The organism is Pseudomonas sp. LjRoot71 (assembly GCF_964253255.1).
Classification (GTDB): domain Bacteria; phylum Pseudomonadota; class Gammaproteobacteria; order Pseudomonadales; family Pseudomonadaceae; genus Aquipseudomonas.
The window spans coordinates 481,258-500,417 of record NZ_CAXURA020000001.1 but is presented as its reverse complement, the minus strand read 5'-3'; the positions used below and the strand labels follow the sequence as shown (position 1 = coordinate 500,417).

At 61.6% G+C, this 19,160-nt stretch carries 12 protein-coding genes; 4 read left to right on the top strand and 8 right to left on the bottom strand.

Annotation, left to right across the window (positions count from 1 at the left end; all coding sequences use genetic code 11):
* Positions 1 to 5 precede the first annotated feature (5 nt).
* The 3 genes from ACSQ17_RS02430 (at position 6) to ACSQ17_RS02420 (ending at position 5,061) form a co-directional block, all read left to right on the top strand.
* Positions 6 to 1,376 carry a DUF1329 domain-containing protein gene (locus ACSQ17_RS02430; RefSeq protein ID WP_436067441.1) on the top strand — a complete coding sequence of 457 codons (1,371 nt, stop codon included), beginning with the start codon at positions 6 to 8 and terminating at the stop codon, positions 1,374 to 1,376.
* Positions 1,377 to 1,571: 195 nt separating this feature from the next.
* Positions 1,572 to 2,663 carry a WD40/YVTN/BNR-like repeat-containing protein gene (locus ACSQ17_RS02425; protein WP_436067440.1) on the top strand — a complete coding sequence of 364 codons (1,092 nt, stop codon included), beginning with the start codon at positions 1,572 to 1,574 and terminating at the stop codon, positions 2,661 to 2,663.
* 19 nt (positions 2,664 to 2,682) lie between these two features.
* Positions 2,683 to 5,061 carry an efflux RND transporter permease subunit gene (locus ACSQ17_RS02420; protein ID WP_436067439.1) on the top strand — a complete coding sequence of 793 codons (2,379 nt, stop codon included), beginning with the start codon at positions 2,683 to 2,685 and terminating at the stop codon, positions 5,059 to 5,061.
* Positions 5,062 to 5,345: 284 nt separating this feature from the next.
* Here the strand turns inward: ACSQ17_RS02420 and ACSQ17_RS02415 are convergent, their stop codons facing one another.
* The 6 genes from ACSQ17_RS02415 to ACSQ17_RS02390 are packed head-to-tail and all read right to left on the bottom strand — an operon-like array spanning position 5,346 to position 12,149.
* Positions 5,346 to 6,986, bottom strand: coding sequence for a BatD family protein (locus tag ACSQ17_RS02415; RefSeq protein WP_436067438.1), 1,641 nt, complete (start codon positions 6,984 to 6,986; stop codon positions 5,346 to 5,348).
* A complete protein-coding gene (locus ACSQ17_RS02410) occupies positions 6,983 to 8,731 on the bottom strand; it encodes a VWA domain-containing protein (RefSeq protein ID WP_436067437.1) in 1,749 nt (582 codons plus the stop codon). The genes ACSQ17_RS02415 and ACSQ17_RS02410 overlap by 4 nt, the downstream gene beginning before the upstream one ends.
* Positions 8,728 to 9,759 (bottom strand): vWA domain-containing protein, encoded by a 1,032-nt coding sequence (locus tag ACSQ17_RS02405; RefSeq protein WP_436067436.1) that lies wholly within the window; start codon positions 9,757 to 9,759, stop codon positions 8,728 to 8,730. The genes ACSQ17_RS02410 and ACSQ17_RS02405 overlap by 4 nt, the downstream gene beginning before the upstream one ends.
* On the bottom strand, positions 9,752 to 10,246 hold the full coding sequence (locus ACSQ17_RS02400) for a DUF4381 domain-containing protein (protein WP_436067435.1): 495 nt from the start codon (positions 10,244 to 10,246) through the stop codon (positions 9,752 to 9,754). Before ACSQ17_RS02400 ends, ACSQ17_RS02405 begins: the two co-directional genes overlap by 8 nt.
* Positions 10,243 to 11,184 (bottom strand): DUF58 domain-containing protein, encoded by a 942-nt coding sequence (locus tag ACSQ17_RS02395; RefSeq protein WP_233686078.1) that lies wholly within the window; start codon positions 11,182 to 11,184, stop codon positions 10,243 to 10,245. The genes ACSQ17_RS02400 and ACSQ17_RS02395 overlap by 4 nt, the downstream gene beginning before the upstream one ends.
* Positions 11,185 to 11,189: 5 nt before the next feature.
* Positions 11,190 to 12,149, bottom strand: coding sequence for an AAA family ATPase (locus tag ACSQ17_RS02390; protein ID WP_233686077.1), 960 nt, complete (start codon positions 12,147 to 12,149; stop codon positions 11,190 to 11,192).
* A 184-nt stretch (positions 12,150 to 12,333) separates the two neighbouring features.
* Here ACSQ17_RS02390 and ACSQ17_RS02385 point away from each other — a divergent pair, with 184 nt between their 5' ends.
* Positions 12,334 to 17,178, top strand: coding sequence for an NAD-glutamate dehydrogenase (locus ACSQ17_RS02385; RefSeq protein ID WP_436067434.1), 4,845 nt, complete (start codon positions 12,334 to 12,336; stop codon positions 17,176 to 17,178).
* Positions 17,179 to 17,280: 102 nt separating this feature from the next.
* Here ACSQ17_RS02385 and rnt read toward each other — a convergent pair whose 3' ends face one another.
* Together rnt and pyrC are read right to left on the bottom strand one after the other, a co-directional pair.
* Positions 17,281 to 17,955, bottom strand: coding sequence for a ribonuclease T (rnt, locus tag ACSQ17_RS02380; RefSeq protein WP_436067433.1), 675 nt, complete (start codon positions 17,953 to 17,955; stop codon positions 17,281 to 17,283).
* Positions 17,952 to 18,998, bottom strand: a complete 1,047-nt coding sequence (gene pyrC / locus ACSQ17_RS02375) for a dihydroorotase (RefSeq protein WP_436067432.1) — start codon at positions 18,996 to 18,998, stop codon at positions 17,952 to 17,954. The genes rnt and pyrC overlap by 4 nt, the downstream gene beginning before the upstream one ends.
* Between the last annotated feature and the right edge of the window lie 162 nt (positions 18,999 to 19,160).

Sequence of the window (19,160 nt, the reverse complement as noted above, 5' to 3'; positions counted from 1 at the left end):
TCAAGATGCTGAAAAAGCACACGCTGATTGGTGCCGCCATTGCGCTGGCGCTGTCTGCTGGCAACGCGCTGGCTGCAGTTTCGCCTGCAGAAGCAGCCAAGTTGGGCGCAAGCCTCACCCCGTTCGGTGCCGAGAAGGCCGGTAATGCCGCAGGCACCATTCCGGAGTGGACTGGTGGTATCACCAAGGCTCCGGCGGGTTACACCACGCCAGGCCAGCACCACGTTGATCCGTTTGCTGATGACAAGCCGCTGTTTACCATCACCAAGGCCAACTTGGATCAGTACAAGGCCAACCTGACCCCGGGTCAGATCGCCATGTTTAACACCTACCCGAACAGCTACCAGATGCCGGTCTATCAGACCCGTCGTTCAGGTTCTGCGCCGCAATGGGTGTATGACAACACCGTCAAGAATGCCACCACGGCCAAGCTGCTGGATGGCGGCAACGGTTTTGCTGATGCCTACGGCGGCATCCCGTTCCCGATTCCGCAAAATGGCGTAGAAGCGCTGTGGAACCACATCGCCCGTTATCGCGGTACCTACATCGTGCGTCGCGCTTCGGAAGTGGCTGTGCAGCGTAACGGCAGCTACTCGCTGGTGACCTCGCAGCAGGAAGCCATGTTCAAGTTCTACAACCCGAAAGGGACTGCAGCCGACCTGAACAACATCATGTTCTACTACCTGTCCTTCACCAAGAGCCCGGCGCGTCTGGCCGGTGGTGCGGTACTGGTGCACGAGACTCTGGATCAGGTGAAAGAGCCGCGTCAGGCCTGGGGCTACAACGCCGGCCAGCGCCGTGTACGTCGTGCGCCGAACCTAGCCTATGACACCCCGATTGCTGCTGCTGACGGCCTGCGTACTGCGGACGACACTGACATGATCAACGGTTCGCCAGACCGTTATGACTGGAAGCTGATCGGCAAGAAGGAAATCTACATTCCTTACAACAGCTACAAAGTCACCAGCCCGGACGTCAAGTACAAGGACCTGCTGCAAGTGGGCCACTTGAGCCCGGCCGTGACTCGTAACGAACTGCACCGCGTATGGGTTGTTGAGGGCACGCTGAAATCTGGCGCTCGTCACATCTACTCCAAGCGTACCCTGTTCCTTGACGAGGACAGCTGGCAAGCAGCAGTGGTTGATCAGTACGACGGTCGTGGCGAGCTGTGGCGCGTTTCGATTGCCTACCTGAAAAACTACTACGACCTGCCGACCACCTGGTCTGCGTTGGATACCTTCCACGATCTGCAGGCCCGTCGTTACCACGTACAGAACCTGGACAACGAAGAGCCGAGCACCATCGACTTCAGTCAGCCGGTTCCAGACGATGGCTACTTCAAGCCAGCTGCTCTGCGCCGTCGTGGCACACGTTAATTCGCGTGTAGGTTGAGCAAAAGGCCGCTACTGTTGTAGCGGCCTTTTGCTATTTGTGGGTCAAACAGGGCAGGGTAGACGGTCTGGTTTAACAAAACATAACGTCGCACCGATTGTCAGGCCTTTTGAAAGCTCAGTAGGATAGGTGGACTGCTATAAGGGTAGTGCTACCTATAAGAATAAGGGGGAAGGTATATGAGTGAGCCCATTATGCGGCGCACCCAGGCCGGGCATGTTGTGGGGTCGTCCCGCACACCGGCGTTCCGCGTTCACTCGCCACTGACTAAAGCGCTTTCGCTGTGCAGTGTGCTGTCCATGCTGATGCTCGCCAGTGCGCCTCTGCACGTGCAAGCCGAAACTGCCAAAACCGAAGTTCAGTCCGTCGCTTCAGCCAAAGCTCAACACAGCCTGCTGCTGGATGTTGTCAGTGTCGGCAAGCGCTTGGTTGCTGTAGGCGACCGTGGTCACATCCTGTACTCCGATGACAATGGCGACAGCTGGAGTCAGGCCAGTGTGCCGTCCAAGCAGATGCTGACTGCCGTTTTCTTTCTCGACAATAGCCACGGTTGGGCTGTCGGTCATGACGCCCAGATTCTCGCCAGCAGTGACGGCGGCAGCACCTGGGTAAAACAGTTCGAAGACCTCGAGCGTGAAGCGCCATTGCTGGACGTCTGGTTCAAGGATCGCAACAACGGTTTTGCGGTGGGGGCCTATGGTGCCTTGCTGGCAACCACCGATGGCGGCGCGACCTGGGATGATGTCAGCGATCGTATGGACAACGAAGACGCTTATCACCTCAATGCCATTGTTGAAGTGGAGGATTCCGGTCTGTTCATCGTCGGTGAGCAGGGTGTGATGTTCCGCTCGCCGGATTGGGGACAAACCTGGGAGCAGTTGGAAAGCCCTTACGAGGGATCGCTGTTCGGCGCGCTGGGTGTCGGCGAGCCAGGTGCCCTGGTGGTTTATGGCTTGCGTGGTCACCTGTTCCGCTCAGCGGACTTCGGTAGCAACTGGGAGCGTATTTCGCTCAAAGCCGCGAACAAGGGCGAGCTGGAGTTCGGCCTGGCCAATGGCAGCGTCTTCAAAGATGGCAGCATCGTGATTGTCGGCCATGGCGGCAGCGTGCTGCGCAGCATCGACAAAGGGCGCAGTTTCAGCGTGCTGAACCGCCCGGATCGTTTGTCTTTGGCCGGTGTGGCCATGGATAACAATGGCCGTTTGATCCTCGTCGGGCAGGGTGGCGTACATGTTTCCGCGCCGACTGATGCCAGTCTTGGCCAACAATAATAAGCTGGGGTAGCGTTTGATGAGTAACCATCACCAGGACAAGGCGAGCTTTCTTGAGCGCCTGATTTTCAACAACCGGCCTGCGGTGATTCTGATCTGCTTGCTGGTGAGCATTTTCCTGTTCTACCAAGCGACGCAAATCCGTCCTTCGACCAGCTTCGAAAAAATGATCCCGCTGAGCCATCCGTTCATTCAGAACATGATGGAGCACCGCAATGACCTGGCCAACCTGGGCAACACGGTGCGTATTTCGGTGGAAGCCAAAGATGGCGACATCTTCACCAAGGAATACATGGAGACCCTACGTCAGATCAACGACGAGGCCTTCTATATTCCTGGCGTTGACCGTTCTGGTCTGAAGTCGCTGTGGACGCCGAGCGTGCGCTGGACCGAAGTGACCGAGGAAGGTTTTGCCGGCGGTGAGGTGATTCCGCAAACCTACGATGGCAGCCCGGAAAGCATTGAGGAGTTGCGCAGCAACGTACTCAAGTCCGGTCAGGTCGGCCGTCTGGTGGCGAACAACTTCAAGTCCAGCATCGTCGATGTGCCACTGCTGGAGTCCTACCCGGACCCTAACGACCAGGGCAAGCTGATCAAGCTGGACTACCAGAAATTCTCCCACCAGCTGGAAGAGAAGATCCGCGAGAAGTACCAGGCACAGAACCCCAATGTGCAGATCCACATCATCGGTTTTGCCAAGAAGGTGGGTGATCTGATCGATGGTCTGGTGATGGTGGTGGGCTTCTTTGCCATCGCCCTGCTGATCACCTTTGTCCTGCTGTATTGGTTCAGCTGGTGTATCCGCAGTACCGTCGGCGTGCTGGTTACCACGCTGGTTGCTGTGGGCTGGCAGTTGGGCCTGATGAACCTGGTGGGTTTTGGCCTCGATCCTTACTCCATGCTGGTGCCATTCCTGATCTTTGCCATTGGTATTTCCCATGGTGTGCAGAAGATCAACGGTATTGCCCTGCAATCCAGCGGTGCTGAAAACTCGCTGATGGCAGCGCGGCGCACTTTCCGCCAGCTGTTCCTGCCGGGGATGATCGCGATTCTGGCTGACGCCGTGGGCTTTATCACCCTGTTGATCATCGACATTGGTGTGATCCACGAGCTGGCTATCGGCGCATCGATTGGTGTGGCGGTGATCGTTTTCACCAACCTGATTCTGCTGCCGGTGGCGATTTCCTATCTGGGCATCAGCAAGAAGGCCATTGATCGCAGTAAGAAGGATGAGTCGGCCGAGAAGCCGATGTGGCGTCTGCTGTCCAACGTTGCTCACCCCAATGTTGCGCCGTTCATGGTGGTTCTGGCACTGGTGGGCGGCGTCAGCTGCTTCTTCTACCAGAAGGCCAACCTGCAGGTCGGTGACCTGGATCAGGGCGCGCCCGAGCTGCGCCCGGACTCGCGCTACAACCAGGACAACGACTTCATCATCAAGAACTATTCGACCAGTTCGGATGTGCTGGTGGTCATGGTCAAGGCAGCACCTGAAGGCTGTTCGGCCTTCAAAACGCTGTCGGCCATGGACGAGTTGATGTGGAAGATGGAAAACACCAAAGGCGTGCAGTCGGCGGTTTCCATGGTCACGGTGTCGCGCCAGATGATCAAGGGGATGAACGAAGGCAACCTGAAGTGGGAAACCCTGTCGCGTAACCAGGACGTGCTAAACAACTCGATTGCCCGGGCTGATGGCCTGTACAACGCAGATTGCTCGGTCGCGCCGGTGCTGGTGTTCCTTGAGGATCACAAGGCTGAGACGCTCAAGCGTGCGGTGAGTGCGGTGCAAGAGTTCGCCAAGGTGAACAACCAGGATGACCTGGAGTTCCGCCTGGCCGCTGGTAACGCAGGGATCGAGGCGGCTACCAACGAGGTGATCTCCACGTCCGAGCTGACCATTCTGGTGCTGGTGTATATCTGGGTGGCGGTGATGTGCATGATCACCTTCCGCTCTGTGCCCGCGACCATCTGCATCGTGTTGCCGCTGATCCTGACCTCGATTCTGGGTAACGCGCTGATGGCGTTCCTGGGGATCGGCATGAAGGTTGCGACGTTGCCGGTGATCGCGCTCGGTGTGGGTATTGGTGTGGACTACGGCATTTACATCTACAGCCGCCTGGAAAGCTTCCTGCGTGCTGGCCTGCCGTTGCAAGAGGCCTACTACCAGACGCTCAAGTCCACCGGTAAGGCAGTACTGTTCACCGGTCTGTGCCTGGCGATTGGCGTAGCGACCTGGATCTTCTCGGCCATCAAGTTCCAGGCCGACATGGGTCTGATGCTGACCTTCATGTTTATCGTCAACATGTTCGGTGCCTTGCTGCTGCTGCCGGCACTGGCGCGCTTCCTGATCAAACCAGAGAAACTGGTTGGCAAGACAGGCGGTTCGCTGCTGGCGCACTAAGCGCAGGCGATGATCCGGGTGCCCTGGGCACCTGAGTCATGACTCAACAGAAACCCTCGGTGAAGCGATTCCCGAGGGTTTTCTGTTTCTAGCGATTGACTGTTTATGGGGGTAGCCCTGCGCTGCCGATTAAGCACGTGTGTGGGTTGCTTGGCTCTGCTGCGTCAGTCTGCTGGTGATGGGCACTGGCAGCTTACTGACAGGTGCCGATAAGGCAGCTGGGGCTGTTACTTGTGCTGCACAGCCGCGCAGCACAAGTGCCCTCACTAAATCTGGGAATGGTTTTAGCGTGGATACAGCGGCGGCAGCGCGCTGGCTTCCTGGTTGGCGCTGGTTTCCAGGTCTTCTACTGCAGGCAGGCTGCGGATCGCCAGCCACAGGTTGCGGCCTTGCCAGTGCTGGCCGCTTTCGCTGTACAGCGCGCCATTGAGGCCGTCGAGGGCGTCCGAGAGCGGGGTAAAGCGCGCCGCCATGTCGGCCAGGGTTTCCGGTTGCTGACGGGCCCAGGCATCCAGTGCATGGCGGGTGGCTTGCGAGTCGTTGGCCAGGCAGCTGCGCTTGAGGTCGTCGAGCAGGTTGCGTGGGCTTGGGCCGGTTTGCTGGCTGGGCAGTACGGCTGGCTGACGGCGGGCGCGCCACCAGAGGACAAAGCCGAGCAGGGTGGTCAGGCTCAGCAATGCGGTGCTCAGTTGCCAGGGCCACAGCGCAGAGCCTGGTACCGCGACGGGAGCCACGCGTTCAGCCTCGACAGGCAGGGTTTCCATATTCGGGTTGGTCGCTACCTGCAGGTCGCGGGCGGGCAGGCTGCTGCGCTCGAGTTGATCGGTGCGGGTATTCCACCACAGCACTTCAACGGCCGGTAAAACCAGCAAGCCTTCACGGTTGGCGACCAGTGCCTCGCGTTCTTCACGGCTGCCAACCAGGCCGTTTTCACCAACCTGGTTGGCCAGTTGCGGCTGGTCGGGATAGCGGCGCAGGCCGCTGACCTGGGTGGCTGGCAAGGGCGGCAGCTGGGCGCTGGCCAGGCCTTCGACCTTGAGCAGCAGGCTGCGGGTCAGCGAGTCGCCGACGCGGGCGCTGTCCGGCTGTGGGTTCCACACCTCGCTCAGGGTCACTGAGCGGGCGGGCAGCCAGGGCGCATTAGCCGGGTAGCTGGCTGGTTTGGCTTTGACCGTCAGGGGGATTTCCGGTGATTTGACCCGCACCACCTTGCCGGGTCGTGGACCGAACGGGTTGTAGGCCGTGCCGCTTGAACGGTCGACTGCGGTGGCGGTGAAGGTCTGCGCGGGGATTAGCAGTTCGCCGCTTTCCTGGGGAAAGATGGCGTAGCGCAACTCGATCACGCCATGGCGTACGCCATTGATGTCTTTTTCATAGGTGCGTGGTTCGCCTAGGGATTCAACACGGGCCTGGGGCATGTCCAGTTGGGTCAGGCTGCTGTCATCGTAGAGTGATACGGAATGGTAGATACGCAGGGTCAGCACAGTCTGTGCCTGCACATAGACGCTTTCCTGATCCAGGTTGGCGTCGATAAACACCGGAGCCAGGCGGTTGTCATCGGCATTGCTGCTCTGCTGGATGTGCAGGGTGATCGGCTCGCTGTGCAGCTGGCCGAGGCGCAGTGGCGGGATCACCACATAACCGCTGTGCTTGGGCTGCAAGGTAATGATCCAGCGGGTGCTAGCCTGGGCACCGGCATTGTTGCTGGTCAGTCGGTTGACCTGGCGGGTACCAAGCACCTCGAACAGCTCGTTGAGTGGCTGTAGGTCTGGTTTGCCGAACAGTGTGGGGTCATTCGATTCCAGGGTCAGTTCGACACTCTCACCGGCGTTCAGGCGGGTGCGATCGACGCTGGCGGTAAAGCTCTGCGCGCTGGCATGCAGGGCCAGCAGGCTGAGCAGAAGGGTACAGAGCAGTCGGCTCATTGCAGTTGTTCCTGGCGCTGTTGTTCCAGCCTGAATTTACGCCGCAGCAGCTCGCCCGGATCATCTGGGATCTGCCGCAGCCATTGTTCCAGCGCCTGGCGGCGTTCGCCGTCGAGGGCCGGTTCGACGCTGGCGAGCTGTTCTTCGCCGGGTTCGCCGTCATCATCCTGCGGTTGTGCGGGAGGCGTTTCGCGCTCTTCGCCTGAGTTGGGCTGCTCCGGTTGAGCGGGGGCTTCGTTCGGTTCGTTTTGCGTGGCCGCAGGTGGCTCAGGCTGTGGCTGGCCATTCTGTTCGGCCTGGCCACTTTGCGGCTGGGTGCTGGACTGATTCTGCTCGGTATTCTGTTCCTGCTGCGGATCAGTTTGTTGCTGCTGGTTCTGGCGCAGCAGTTCTTCGACCAATGCCTTGTTCTTTTGCGCCTGCTGCAGGTCGGGCTGCAACTCCAAGGCCTGGGTGTAGGCGTCCACGGCCGCTTCCAGCTCATTGCTGCGGGCCAGGGCGTTACCCCGGTTGTAGTGATCGCTGGCGCTTTCCCCCATGGCAAAGCGCTCGGCGGCGGCAGCGTAGTCGCCGGCCTGGTAGAGCGCCTGACCCTGCCAGCGTGGATCGCTGAAGCGCTGCGCCGCCGCTGCGGGTTGCTGCGCCTCAAGCAGGCGCTGGCCCTGCTGATCGGCGCGCAGCCAGAGGTCTTCGAAACTGAAGGCGTAACTATTCTGCGGTAGGCTCAGCAGCAACAGCGGCAGGCACAGCAGCCAGCCGCGCCGTGCTGCACAGGCCGCCAGCAGAAGCAGTGGCAGGAGCAGCCAATGGCTCTGGTCTGCCCAGGCCTGCAGACGGGTCAGCTCGCCATCATGGCGGACCTGCTGGGGGGCACTTAGCAGGCCCAGGCTGCGCAGATCGCGCTCATCCAGGGTCGTCCCCTGGTAGTGGCCACCCAGGTCGCCGGCAAAGCGTTTGAGGCCGTTGCTGTCCAGGCGTGGCAGCAGGATCGCGCCTTGTGCATCCTTGAGGAATGAACCGTCTTCTTGAATGATCGGTGCCCCCTGAGTGGTGCCGATGCCGAGAATATGCAGGCGTTCGCCACGTCGTCCGAGCGCCTGGGTGATGGCCAGGCGTTCGGCCTCGTTGAGGGTGCTGGTCAGCAACAGCAGGCGGCCATTGCCCTGAGCGCCCTGTTCGAGCAGTTGCAGGGCCTTGACCACGGCGAGGTCGGCACGTTTGCCGGGCTCTGGCATGATGCCAGGGCTGAGGGCGTCGATCAGGTTGCGGCTGGTGGCCAGGTCATCGGACAGCGGCACCAGCGTGTGCGCGCTGCCGGCATACACCACGATGGCAGTTTGCGCATCCTGGCGTGCTTCCAGCAGATCAAGCAATTTGCGCTTGGCTTGGCCCAGGCGGTTGGGCGAAGCATCGCTGGCGAGCATCTCGGGAGTCAGTTCGAGCAGCACCACCAGTGGATCGGCCGGCTTGGGGTTCTGTTGCTCAATGCGCTGCCAGCTTGGCCCCAGCAATGCCAGCAATGTCAGCAGCCAGGCCAGGCCAAGGGCCAGCCAGGGCAGGCGACTGCTGCGGCCACGGCGACTGGTCAGCAGGGCCGTCTGGAAGGCCGCTGGCAGCAGCACTTGCCAGCGCCCTGTGCGTTTCTCCCGGTGCCAGAGTTGCCAGAGCAGCAGGCTCAGCAACGGCAGCAGCACGAGCCAGAAGGGACGTTGCCAGTGTGGCCAGAGGCTGGTCAGTTCGCTCATGAGGTTTGCCCCCGGCGTAAGCTCAGGCGAGTACGCCACTGCTGTGGCAGGCTTGGCCAGAGTGTGCGACTGACCAGCAGCAGGCTGAGCAGCAGGGCCAGGCCCAGCGGCCAGGGATAGAGCGGCAAGGTGGGCCGCGCCAGGGTCGGTTTCTGTGCCACCGGCTCCAGACGGTCGAGGGTGGCTTCGATGGCCTGCAGCTCTTGACTGTCACGGGCGCGGAAGTATTCACCACCGGTGGCCTCGGCAATCGCCCGCAGGCTCGGTTCGTCCAGGTCGATACCGGGGTTGAAGCCGAGCATGCCGAGCACGCCGCCTTGTTCCGGGTCGGCACCGATGCCAATCGGGTAGATGGTGATGCCTTCTTCGGCTGCCAGGCGCGCTGCGGTCAGCGGGTCGATTTCCCCACCATTGTTGGCGCCATCGGTGACCAGGACCAGCACGCGGCTTTTTGCCGGGCGTTCGCGCAGGCGCTTGACCGCCAGGCCGATGGCGTCGCCGATGGCGGTCTGCGGCCCGGCGATGTTCTTCTGCGCTTCATCCAGCCAGGTGTGCACGGTCTGTCGGTCGAAGGTCAGCGGCGATTGCAGATAAGCGCGGCTGCCGAACAGGATCAGGCCGACCCGGTCACCCTGGCGGCCGTCGATAAACTCGCCGAGCAGGTGTTTGACCAGGGTCAGGCGGCTGACTTCCTGGTCTTCCCAGAGCATGTCGGCGTAATCCATGGAGCCGGACACATCCACCGCCAGCAGCAGGTCGCGGCCGCTGGCCGGCAAGGGCAGCGGCTCACCCAGCCACTGTGGGCGGGCGCAGGCGAGCAACAGCAGCAGCCAGATCAGGGCAAAGGGTGCTTGTTGCCGCAGGGCGGGCAGTCGCACCCGCGCGCGGCGCCCGCTCAGGCCTTCCAACTCTGCCAGGAAGCTGATTTTCAGCGCCGCCTCACCGCTGTCTGCCGGTGGCAGCCAGGCACGTAGCAACCAGGGCAGCGGGGCGAGCAGAAAGATCCAAGCCCAGGCAAATTCAAACATGCTTGCGAATCCAGATCGACACTGCCTGGCTGAGCCCGGCGATGGCTTTGTCATCCAGGCTGCAATGCGGGCGGTAAGCACCTTCCACCAGAATCATCCAGCGCGTCAGGCCGGCCGCCGGGCAACGGCTGTCGAGAAAGGCCAGCCAGGCGCGGCTGCTCAGGGTGTGGCTGTGGCTTTGCGGGTAGCGCTCGCGGCACAGGCGCTTGAGGATGGCGTTGAGTTGCTGCAGCCAGGGCCCCGCGTCGACGCCGTCATAGGGTTTGCTCAGGCGTTCGAGTTCGTTCAACGCGGCCTGGCGCAGCGGGTCGAGGGGCGCATCGGCGGTTTGCGTGCTGGCTTTACGCGGCAGCCGTTGCAGCAACTTGAAGGTGCCCCACAGCAGCACGGGCAGGAGTAGGGCGAGCAACCACCAGCCTGGCGCCGGCGGCCACCAACTGATCGGTGCAGGGGCGATCAGCGGTTCGAGTTGGTCCAGCGGGTTCACAGGGCTTTCCTCGGTCGCTGGGCGTTCAGGTGTTCGCGCAGTTGCTCGATCATCTCGCTTTGGGTGTTCAGCGCCAGCAGCGGTACGCCGAGCTTCTGCGCCAGGCGCTGCCAGCGTGCCTGACGGGCATCGGCGAGGCTGCGGTAAGCCTGGCGCAGCTCAGCGTCCTGGGTGTCCAGCTCCAGCTGGGCACCATGCTCGGTAAAGCGCAGCAGGCCGGCATTGGGCAGGGCGTGGTCGAGTGGGTCGGATAGCGGCAACAGCAACAAGTCGGTATGCCGGGCCAGCAGCAACAACTGCTGTTCGCTGCTGTCACTCAAAGTGCGCTCATCACACAGAATCACCACCAGGCTGCCGGGCCGCAGCACTTCACGGGCGCGGCGCAGGGCCAGGCCGAAGCTGTCGCGGCTGCCCTGGCTGTCGCTGCTCAGGGCCTGGTTGGCCTTGGCCAGGCGGCTGAGCAGTTGCAGCAGGCTTTGTTTGCTGCGTCGTGGCTTGATTTCATGGTGTTCCAGATCGCCGAATACCAGGCCGCCGATGCGGTCGTTGTGGCCCAGCGCGGCCCAGCCGATCAGGCTGGCAGCCTGAGCGGCGAGCACCGACTTGAACATCAGCCCGGAGCCGAAGAACAGCCGTTTGCTCTGCTCGACCATGATGTAGATCGGCCGTTCGCGCTCTTCATGGAACAGCTTGGTGTGCGGTTCCTGGGTGCGTGCAGTCACCCGCCAGTCGATGGTGCGTACGTCGTCGCCGGCCTGGTACACGCGCACCTGATCGAAGTCCACGCCGCGCCCACGCAGCTTGGAATGGTGCAGACCAATCAATGGGCTGCGCCGTGCCGGGGTGGAGAACAGCTGCACCTCACGCACACGGTGACGCATCTCGATCAGTTCACCGAGGCTGACGCGAATACCGGGCTGCGCGGGCTGGTCGTGCATGGTGTTTAGGCGACCGCCACGACGTCGAGAATGCGCTGCACCACGCGGTCCTGGTCGATACCGGCGGCTTCTGCCTCGAACGACAGGATGATGCGGTGACGCAGCACATCGAACAGCACCGCCTGGATATCTTCCGGGCTGACAAAATCGCGTCCGGCCAGCCAGGCGTGCGCACGCGCGCAACGATCCAGAGCAATCGAGCCGCGCGGGCTGGCGCCATAGGCGATCCACTCGGCCAGTTCCGGGTCAAATTTGGCCGGAGTGCGCGAGGCCATCACCAGCTGCACCAGGTATTCCTCCACCGCGTCGGCCATGTACAGACCGAGGATTTCCTGGCGTGCGGCAAAGATCGCCTGCTGACTGACCAGATGCTCGGGCTTGGTTTCGCCGTTGAGCGCTTCGCCACGGGCCTGGGCGAGGATCTTGCGTTCCACACTGGCGTCGGGAAAGCCGATCTTCACGTGCATCAGAAAGCGGTCGAGCTGGGCTTCAGGCAGCGGGTAGGTGCCTTCCTGCTCAATCGGGTTCTGCGTGGCCATCACCAGAAACAGCGGCGACAGGTGATAAGTGCTGCGCCCGACGCTGACCTGGCGCTCGGCCATGGCTTCAAGCAGCGCCGATTGCACCTTGGCCGGGGCGCGGTTGATTTCATCAGCCAGCACCAGGTTGTGGAAGATCGGCCCCTGCTGGAATACGAAACTGCCGGTTTCCGGGCGATAGATCTCGGTACCGGTGATATCCGCCGGAAGCAGGTCAGGGGTGAACTGGATGCGGTGAAACTCGGCTTCGATGCCTTCGGCCAGCTCCTTGATCGCCTTGGTCTTGGCCAGGCCAGGGGCGCCTTCGACCAGCATGTGGCCATCGGCAAGCAAGGCAATCAGCAGCCTTTCGATGAGTTTTTCCTGGCCGAGGATCTGTGCTGAAAGAAAATGTCGCAGCGCGATAAGCGCTTCACGGTGTTCCATCGTTAAGCTCATCCGGCAAATGTGACCGGCGAGTCTCGAACCTCGCCAGAGTTAAGTGGCAGCCACTTTAATGCAATCGCTGCCTCCTAGACTAACGTTGAACAACAAGGTTGTGGCGAAGGTCCTTTCTCGCGACGGCCCCGATCAAGTCACCAGTCGAACAACAAGCCAAATGGAGCACACCATGGCGTTCTTTACGGCGGCCAGCAAAGCCGATTTTCAGCATCAACTGCAAACGGCCCTGGCGCAGCACGTCAGCGATCAGGTTCTGCCACAAGTAGCCCTCTTCGCCGAACAATTCTTCGGCATCATCGCTCTCGAAGAGCTGACCCAGCGGCGCCTTTCCGATCTGGTGGGCTGCACCTTGTCGTCCTGGCGGGTGCTGGAGCGTTTTGTCCCGGCCAAGCCCGAAGTGCGGGTGTTCAACCCCGATTACGAAAAACACGGCTGGCAATCGACCCACACCGCGGTGGAAATTCTGCACAGCGACATTCCATTCCTGGTCGACTCGGTGCGCATGGAGCTGAACCGTCGCGGTTACAGCATCCACACCTTGCAGAACAGCGTGTTCAGCGTGCGCCGTAACAAGGCCGGCGAGCTGCTGGAGATTCTGCCCAAGGGCGCGCAAGGCAAGGATGTGAAGCAGGAAGCGCTGATGTTCCTGGAGATCGACCGCTGCTCCAATGTCGGTGAGTTGAAAACCCTGGAAAAAGACCTGCACGAGGTGTTCAGCGATGTACGCCTGAGCGTGGCGGACTTCCAGCCGATGAAAGCCAAGGCCAAGGAGCTGCTGGCCTGGTTGGACAAGGCCAAACTCAAGGTTGAAGGCGCGGAGCTGGAAGAGATCAAGGTGTTCATGAGCTGGCTGCTCGACGACCACTTCACCTTCCTCGGTTATGAAGAGTTCACCGTCGCTGACAGCGCCAACGGCGGCAATCTGGTGTACGACGAGAAATCCTTGCTGGGCCTGTCCAAACGTTTGCGCGCTGGGCTCAAGGCCGATGAGCTGCATATCGAACCGGAGGCCGTGGCCTACCTGCGCGAGCCGCAGCTGCTGTCCTTCGCCAAGGCTGCGGTGCCGAGCCGGGTGCACCGTCCGGCCTACCCGGATCTGGTGTCGATCCGCGAGCTGGATGCCAAGGGCAAGGTGGTCAAGGAATGCCGCTTTATGGGCCTGTACACTTCTGCGGTGTATGCCGAGAGTGTGTGGAACATTCCGTTTATCCGCCGCAAGGTGGCGGTGATCAAGCAGCGTTCCGGTTTCGACAGCAGCGCACACCTGGGTAAGGAGCTGGCTCAGGTGCTGGAAGTGCTGCCGCGTGACGACCTGTTTCAGACCCCTGTGGACGAACTGTTCAACACCACCATGGCGATTGTGCAGATTCAGGAGCGCAACAAGATCCGCGTATTCCTGCGCCGCGATCCCTATGGCCGTTTCTGCTACTGCCTGGCCTATGTGCCGCGCGATGTGTACTCCACCGAAACCCGCATGAAGATCCAGCAGGTGCTGATGGAGCGCCTGCAGGCCACTGATTGCGAGTTCTGGACCTTCTTCTCCGAGTCGGTGCTGGCGCGGGTGCAATTCATCCTCAAGGTCGACCCGTCGAAGCGGGTACAAATCGACCCGCTGCGTCTGGAGAAGGAAGTTATCCAGGCCTGCCGTTCGTGGAAGGACGACTACACCAGCCTGATCGTCGAAAGCCTTGGCGAAGCCCAGGGCACCGAAGTGCTCAGCGAATTCCCCGTCGGTTTCCCGGCCGGTTACCGCGAGCGTTTCGCCCCGCACTCGGCAGTGGTGGATATGCAACACCTGCTCAGCCTCAACAGCCAGCGTCAGTTGGTGATGAGCTTCTATCAACCGCTGACCCAGGGCGGTGAGCAGCAACTGCATTGCAAGCTGTACCACGCCGATACGCCGCTGCCGCTGTCGGATGTGCTGCCGATTCTGGAAAACCTCGGCCTGCGTGTACTGGGTGAGTTCCCTTACAAACTGCGCCGCGCCGATGGCCGCGAGTTCTGGATTCACGACTTTGCCTTTACCTACGCCGAAGGCCTGGATGTCGATATCCAGCAGCTTAACGACACCCTGCAGGATGCCTTCGTCAATATCGTTGGCGGCGCAGCAGAGAACGACGGCTTCAACCGTCTGGTGCTGATGGCCGCCATGCCGTGGCGTGATGTGGCGTTGCTGCGTGCCTACGCCCGTTACCTCAAGCAGATTCGCCTGGGCTTCGACCTCAGCTATATCGCCAGCACCCTGGTCAACCACGCCGATATCGCCAAGGAGTTGGTGCGCCTGTTCAAAACGCGCTTCTACCTGGCGCGCAAACTCGCCAACGATGGCCTGGAAGACAAGCAGCAGAAGCTCGAACAAGCGATTCTCGCTGCGCTGGACAACGTGGCGGTGCTCAACGAAGACCGCATCCTGCGCCGCTACCTGGACCTGATCAAAGCCACCCTGCGCACCAACTTCTACCAGACCGACGCAGCCGGGCAGAACAAGGCCTACTTCAGCTTCAAGCTCAACCCGCGGGCAATTCCGGAAATTCCACGGCCGACGCCGAAGTTCGAAATCTTCGTCTACTCACCGCGTGTCGAAGGTGTGCACCTGCGCTTCGGCGACGTGGCACGCGGCGGCCTGCGCTGGTCGGACCGCGAGGAAGACTTCCGCACCGAGGTGCTGGGCCTGGTCAAGGCGCAGCAGGTGAAGAACGCGGTCATCGTACCGATGGGTGCCAAGGGCGGCTTTATCCCACGACGCCTGCCGGTTGGCGGCAGCCGTGATGAGGTGTTGGCCGAAGGCATCGCCTGCTACCGGATCTTTATCAGTGGCCTGCTGGACATTACCGACAACCTCAAAGATGGCGCCGTGGTGCCGCCGCAGAATGTCGTGCGTCACGATGCCGATGACCCTTATCTGGTGGTGGCCGCGGATAAAGGCACTGCAACCTTCTCCGATATCGCCAACGGTATCGCCCAGGACTACGGCTTCTGGCTGGACGATGCGTTCGCCTCGGGCGGCTCCGCCGGCTACGACCACAAGGGCATGGGCATCACCGCCAAGGGCGGCTGGGTTTCGGTGCAGCGCCATTTCCGCGAGCGCGGCATCGACGTGCAGAAGGACAATGTCACCGTGATCGGCATCGGCGACATGGCCGGCGACGTGTTCGGCAACGGCCTGCTGCTGTCGCAAAGCCTGCAACTGGTGGCGGCCTTCAACCACATGCACATCTTTATTGACCCGAACCCGGATGCGGCGAAGAGCTTTGTCGAGCGTCAGCGCCTGTTCGACCTGCCACGCTCGAGTTGGGCCGACTATGACGCCAAGCTGATCTCGGCGGGCGGCGGGATTTTCCTGCGCAGCGCCAAGAGCATCGCCATCAGCCCGCAGATGAAAGAGCGCTTCGACATCAGCGCCGACAAGCTGGCACCGACCGAGTTGCTCAATGCGCTGCTCAAGGCGCCGGTGGACCTGCTGTGGAACGGCGGTATCGGTACCTACGTCAAATCCAGCAAGGAAAGCCACGCCGATGTTGGCGACAAGGCCAACGACCTGCTGCGCGTGGATGGCCGCGAACTGCGCGCCAAAGTTGTGGGTGAGGGCGGTAACCTCGGCATGACCCAACTGGGTCGCGTCGAGTACGGCCTCAATGGCGGTAAGAGCAACACCGACTTTATCGACAACGCCGGTGGTGTGGACTGCTCCGACCACGAAGTGAACATCAAGATCCTGCTCGGCGAAATCGTTGGTGCGGGCGATATGACCGGCAAGCAGCGCAACAAGCTGCTGGTGGAAATGACCGATGCGGTTGGCGGTCTGGTGCTGGGCAACAACTACAAACAGACCCAGGCGTTGTCGCTGGCTGAGCGCCGTGCCCGTGAGCGGGTCGGTGAGTACAAGCGCCTGATGAGTGCTCTGGAAGCGGCCGGCAAGCTGGACCGCGCGCTGGAGTTCCTGCCTACCGACGACGAGCTTAACGAACGCGCTGCCAATGGCCTGGGGCTGACCCGCCCGGAGCTGTCGGTGCTGATCTCCTACAGCAAGATCGACCTTAAGGAGTCGCTGCTCAAATCCCTGGTGCCGGACGACGAGTACTTGGCGCGCGAAATGGAAACCGCCTTCCCGCCGTTGCTGGCGAAGAAGTTTGGCGAGCCGATGCGCCGTCATCGCCTCAAGCGCGAAATCGTCAGCACGCAGATTGCCAACGATCTGGTCAACCACATGGGCATCACCTTCGTGCAGCGCCTGAAGGAGTCCACGGGCATGAGCGCGGCGAATGTGGCCGGCGCCTATGTGATCGTGCGTGATCTGTTCCGTCTGCCGCACTGGTGGCAGCAGATCGAGGCGCTGGACTACAAGGTCCCTGCCGAGCTGCAACTGCAACTGATGGACGAGCTGATGCGTCTGGGCCGCCGCGCGACCCGCTGGTTCCTGCGCAGCCGTCGCAACGAACTGGATGCGGCCCGCGATGTGGCGCATTTCGCGCCGCGCATCGAGGCACTGGTCGGTCGACTCGACGAGCTGCTTGAAGGCCCGGCCCGTGAACAATGGCTGGCGCGCTTCCAAGGGTATGTCGAGGCGGGTGTGCCGGAAGAGCTGGCGCGTGTAGTGGCCGGTACCAGTCATCTGTACACCCTGCTGCCGATCATCGAAGCCGCTGATGTCACCGGCAAGGACGCCGGCGAGGTGGCCACCGCTTACTTCGCCACTGGCGGGGCGCTGGAGCTGTCCTGGTACTTGCAGCAGATCACCAGCCTGCCGGTGGAAAACAACTGGCAGGCCCTGGCCCGCGAAGCCTTCCGTGATGATCTGGACTGGCAGCAGCGCGCCATTACCGTCTCGGTACTGCAGATGGCCGAAGGGCCGGCGGATGTCGAAGAGCGGGTTGGGGTGTGGCTGGATCAGCACCGTCGCCTGGTAGACCGCTGGAAAGTCATGCTCGGTGAGCTGCGTGCGGCCACCACCACCGATTACGCCATGTACGCGGTGGCCAATCGGGAGTTGATGGACCTGGCGCAAAGCGCCTAAAGGAAACGGCGCAGGCCTGGCCTGCGCCGCCCCTGACCCAATAAAAAGCCCCGCGATTGCGGGGCTTTTTTGTGAGCGATGGTTATGCGGCGACTGCGGTTATCAGTCGTCGAAGTCCATCCAACCACCCATTTCCTTCCAGCGGTTGACGATGCCGCAGAACAGTTCAGCGGTCTTCTCGGTGTCGTAACGGGCCGAGTGTGCTTCCTTGCCGTCAAAGTCGATGCCAGCGGCCTGGCAGGCCTTGGCCAGCACGGTCTGGCCGTAAGCCAGGCCAGCCAGGGTGGCGGTGTCGAAGCTGGAGAAGGGGTGGAACGGGTTGCGTTTGATACCGCAGCGTGCCACGGCCGCATTGAGGAAACCCAGGTCGAAGCTGCTGTTATGCCCGACCAGAATTGCTCGTTTGCAGCTGTTGGCTTTCAGCGACTTGCGCAGACCCTTGAAGATCTCGCCTAGGGCATGCTCTTCGCTGACGGCCATGCGCAGTGGGTGGTCGAGTTTTATTCCGGTGAAGTCCAGCGCCGCCTGCTCGATATTCGCGCCTTCGAATGGCTCGATGCGGAAGAAGTGGGTGTGCTCCGGATAGAGAAAGCCGCCTTCATCCATGCCGATGGTGGTGGCGGCAATTTCCAGCAGGGCGTCGGTGGCGCAGTTGAAGCCACCGGTTTCCACGTCCACGACTACCGGCAGGTAGCCACGAAAGCGCGCCGCCATGGGGTGGCGCGGGCCGGAGTGGCCACTGCTCTCGAGTTCGTCGTCGTACAGGTCTTCACTCACGCTTGGCTCTCCAGCAGACGCCAGCGCAGGGTTTCACCGGCGCGCAGCGGTATAACGGTTTGCTCGCCGAGCGGCAGGCTGGCGGGGGCGGTCCAGTCTTCGCGCACCAGAGTGATGTGGTCGGTGTTGCGCGGCAGGCCGTAAAAATCCGGGCCGTTCAGGCTGGCGAAGGCTTCCAGTTTGTCCAGCGCATTGCGCTGCTCGAAGGCTTCGGCATACAGCTCGATGGCCGCATAGGCGGTGTAGCAGCCGGCGCAGCCGCAGGCGGCTTCCTTGGCGTGCTTGGCGTGCGGCGCCGAGTCGGTGCCGAGGAAGAACTTGGCGTTACCGCTGGTGGCCGCATCCAGCAAGGCATCCTGGTGGGTGTTGCGCTTGAGGATCGGCAGGCAATAGAAGTGCGGGCGAATACCGCCGACCAGCATGTGGTTGCGGTTGTACAGCAGGTGGTGGGCGGTGATGGTTGCGCCGACGTTGGCCGACGCACCTTGCACGAACTCCACCGCATCACGGGTGGTGATGTGCTCGAACACCACTTTGAGGGTCGGGAAGCGCTCGACTACCCGGCTCAGGTGTTCGCCGATAAAGATCTTTTCGCGGTCGAATACGTCGATCTCGCTGCGTGTCACTTCACCGTGTACCAGCAGCGGCAGGCCGACTTCGGCCATGGCTTCGAGCACCGGGAAAATTTTGTCGATGCTGGTCACGCCGGAATCGGAGTTGGTGGTCGCGCCAGCTGGGTAGAGCTTGGCAGCATGCACAAAGCCCGAAGCTTTGGCGGTGCGCACATCGTCAGGCTGAGTCAGGTCAGTGAGATACAGCACCATCAGCGGTTCGAAGCGGCTGCCGGCAGGGCGGGCGCTGAGAATGCGCTGGCGATAGGCATCGGCTTCGCTGGCGTTGCGCACCGGCGGTACCAGGTTGGGCATGATGATGGCGCGGCCAAAGGTGCGGGCTACATCGGCGACGGTGTGTGGCAGCACGCCACCGTCACGCAGGTGGATGTGCCAGTCGTCGGGACGCAGCAGGGTAAGGCGGTCAGTCATGGAAGCTTCCAGGCGGGCAAAACGTGGCGGGAATGCTACCGGAAAAGCCCCCTGGCAGCACGCTGAATGCGGGTGTGTCGGACAAACGCGGCCGCATGCCCGCAGTCATCGCCTGACGGGTTATCGGGGTGGCGGCGTCAGGGCATTACGGCGTGCTCAAGT

Excerpts from the sequence above, each read along its gene's own strand:
- ACSQ17_RS02430 (WP_436067441.1), top strand. The coding sequence starts at position 6 with ATGCTGAAAAAGCACACGCTGATTGGTGCCGCCATTGCGCTGGCGCTG.
- ACSQ17_RS02425 (WP_436067440.1), top strand. The coding sequence starts at position 1,572 with ATGAGTGAGCCCATTATGCGGCGCACCCAGGCCGGGCATGTTGTGGGG.
- ACSQ17_RS02420 (WP_436067439.1), top strand. The coding sequence starts at position 2,683 with ATGAGTAACCATCACCAGGACAAGGCGAGCTTTCTTGAGCGCCTGATT.
- ACSQ17_RS02415 (WP_436067438.1), bottom strand. The coding sequence starts at position 6,986 with ATGAGCCGACTGCTCTGTACCCTTCTGCTCAGCCTGCTGGCCCTGCAT.
- ACSQ17_RS02410 (WP_436067437.1), bottom strand. The coding sequence starts at position 8,731 with ATGAGCGAACTGACCAGCCTCTGGCCACACTGGCAACGTCCCTTCTGG.
- ACSQ17_RS02405 (WP_436067436.1), bottom strand. The coding sequence starts at position 9,759 with ATGTTTGAATTTGCCTGGGCTTGGATCTTTCTGCTCGCCCCGCTGCCC.
- ACSQ17_RS02395 (WP_233686078.1), bottom strand. The coding sequence starts at position 11,184 with ATGCACGACCAGCCCGCGCAGCCCGGTATTCGCGTCAGCCTCGGTGAA.
- ACSQ17_RS02390 (WP_233686077.1), bottom strand. The coding sequence starts at position 12,149 with ATGGAACACCGTGAAGCGCTTATCGCGCTGCGACATTTTCTTTCAGCA.
- ACSQ17_RS02385 (WP_436067434.1), top strand. The coding sequence starts at position 12,334 with ATGGCGTTCTTTACGGCGGCCAGCAAAGCCGATTTTCAGCATCAACTG.
- pyrC (WP_436067432.1), bottom strand. The coding sequence starts at position 18,998 with ATGACTGACCGCCTTACCCTGCTGCGTCCCGACGACTGGCACATCCAC.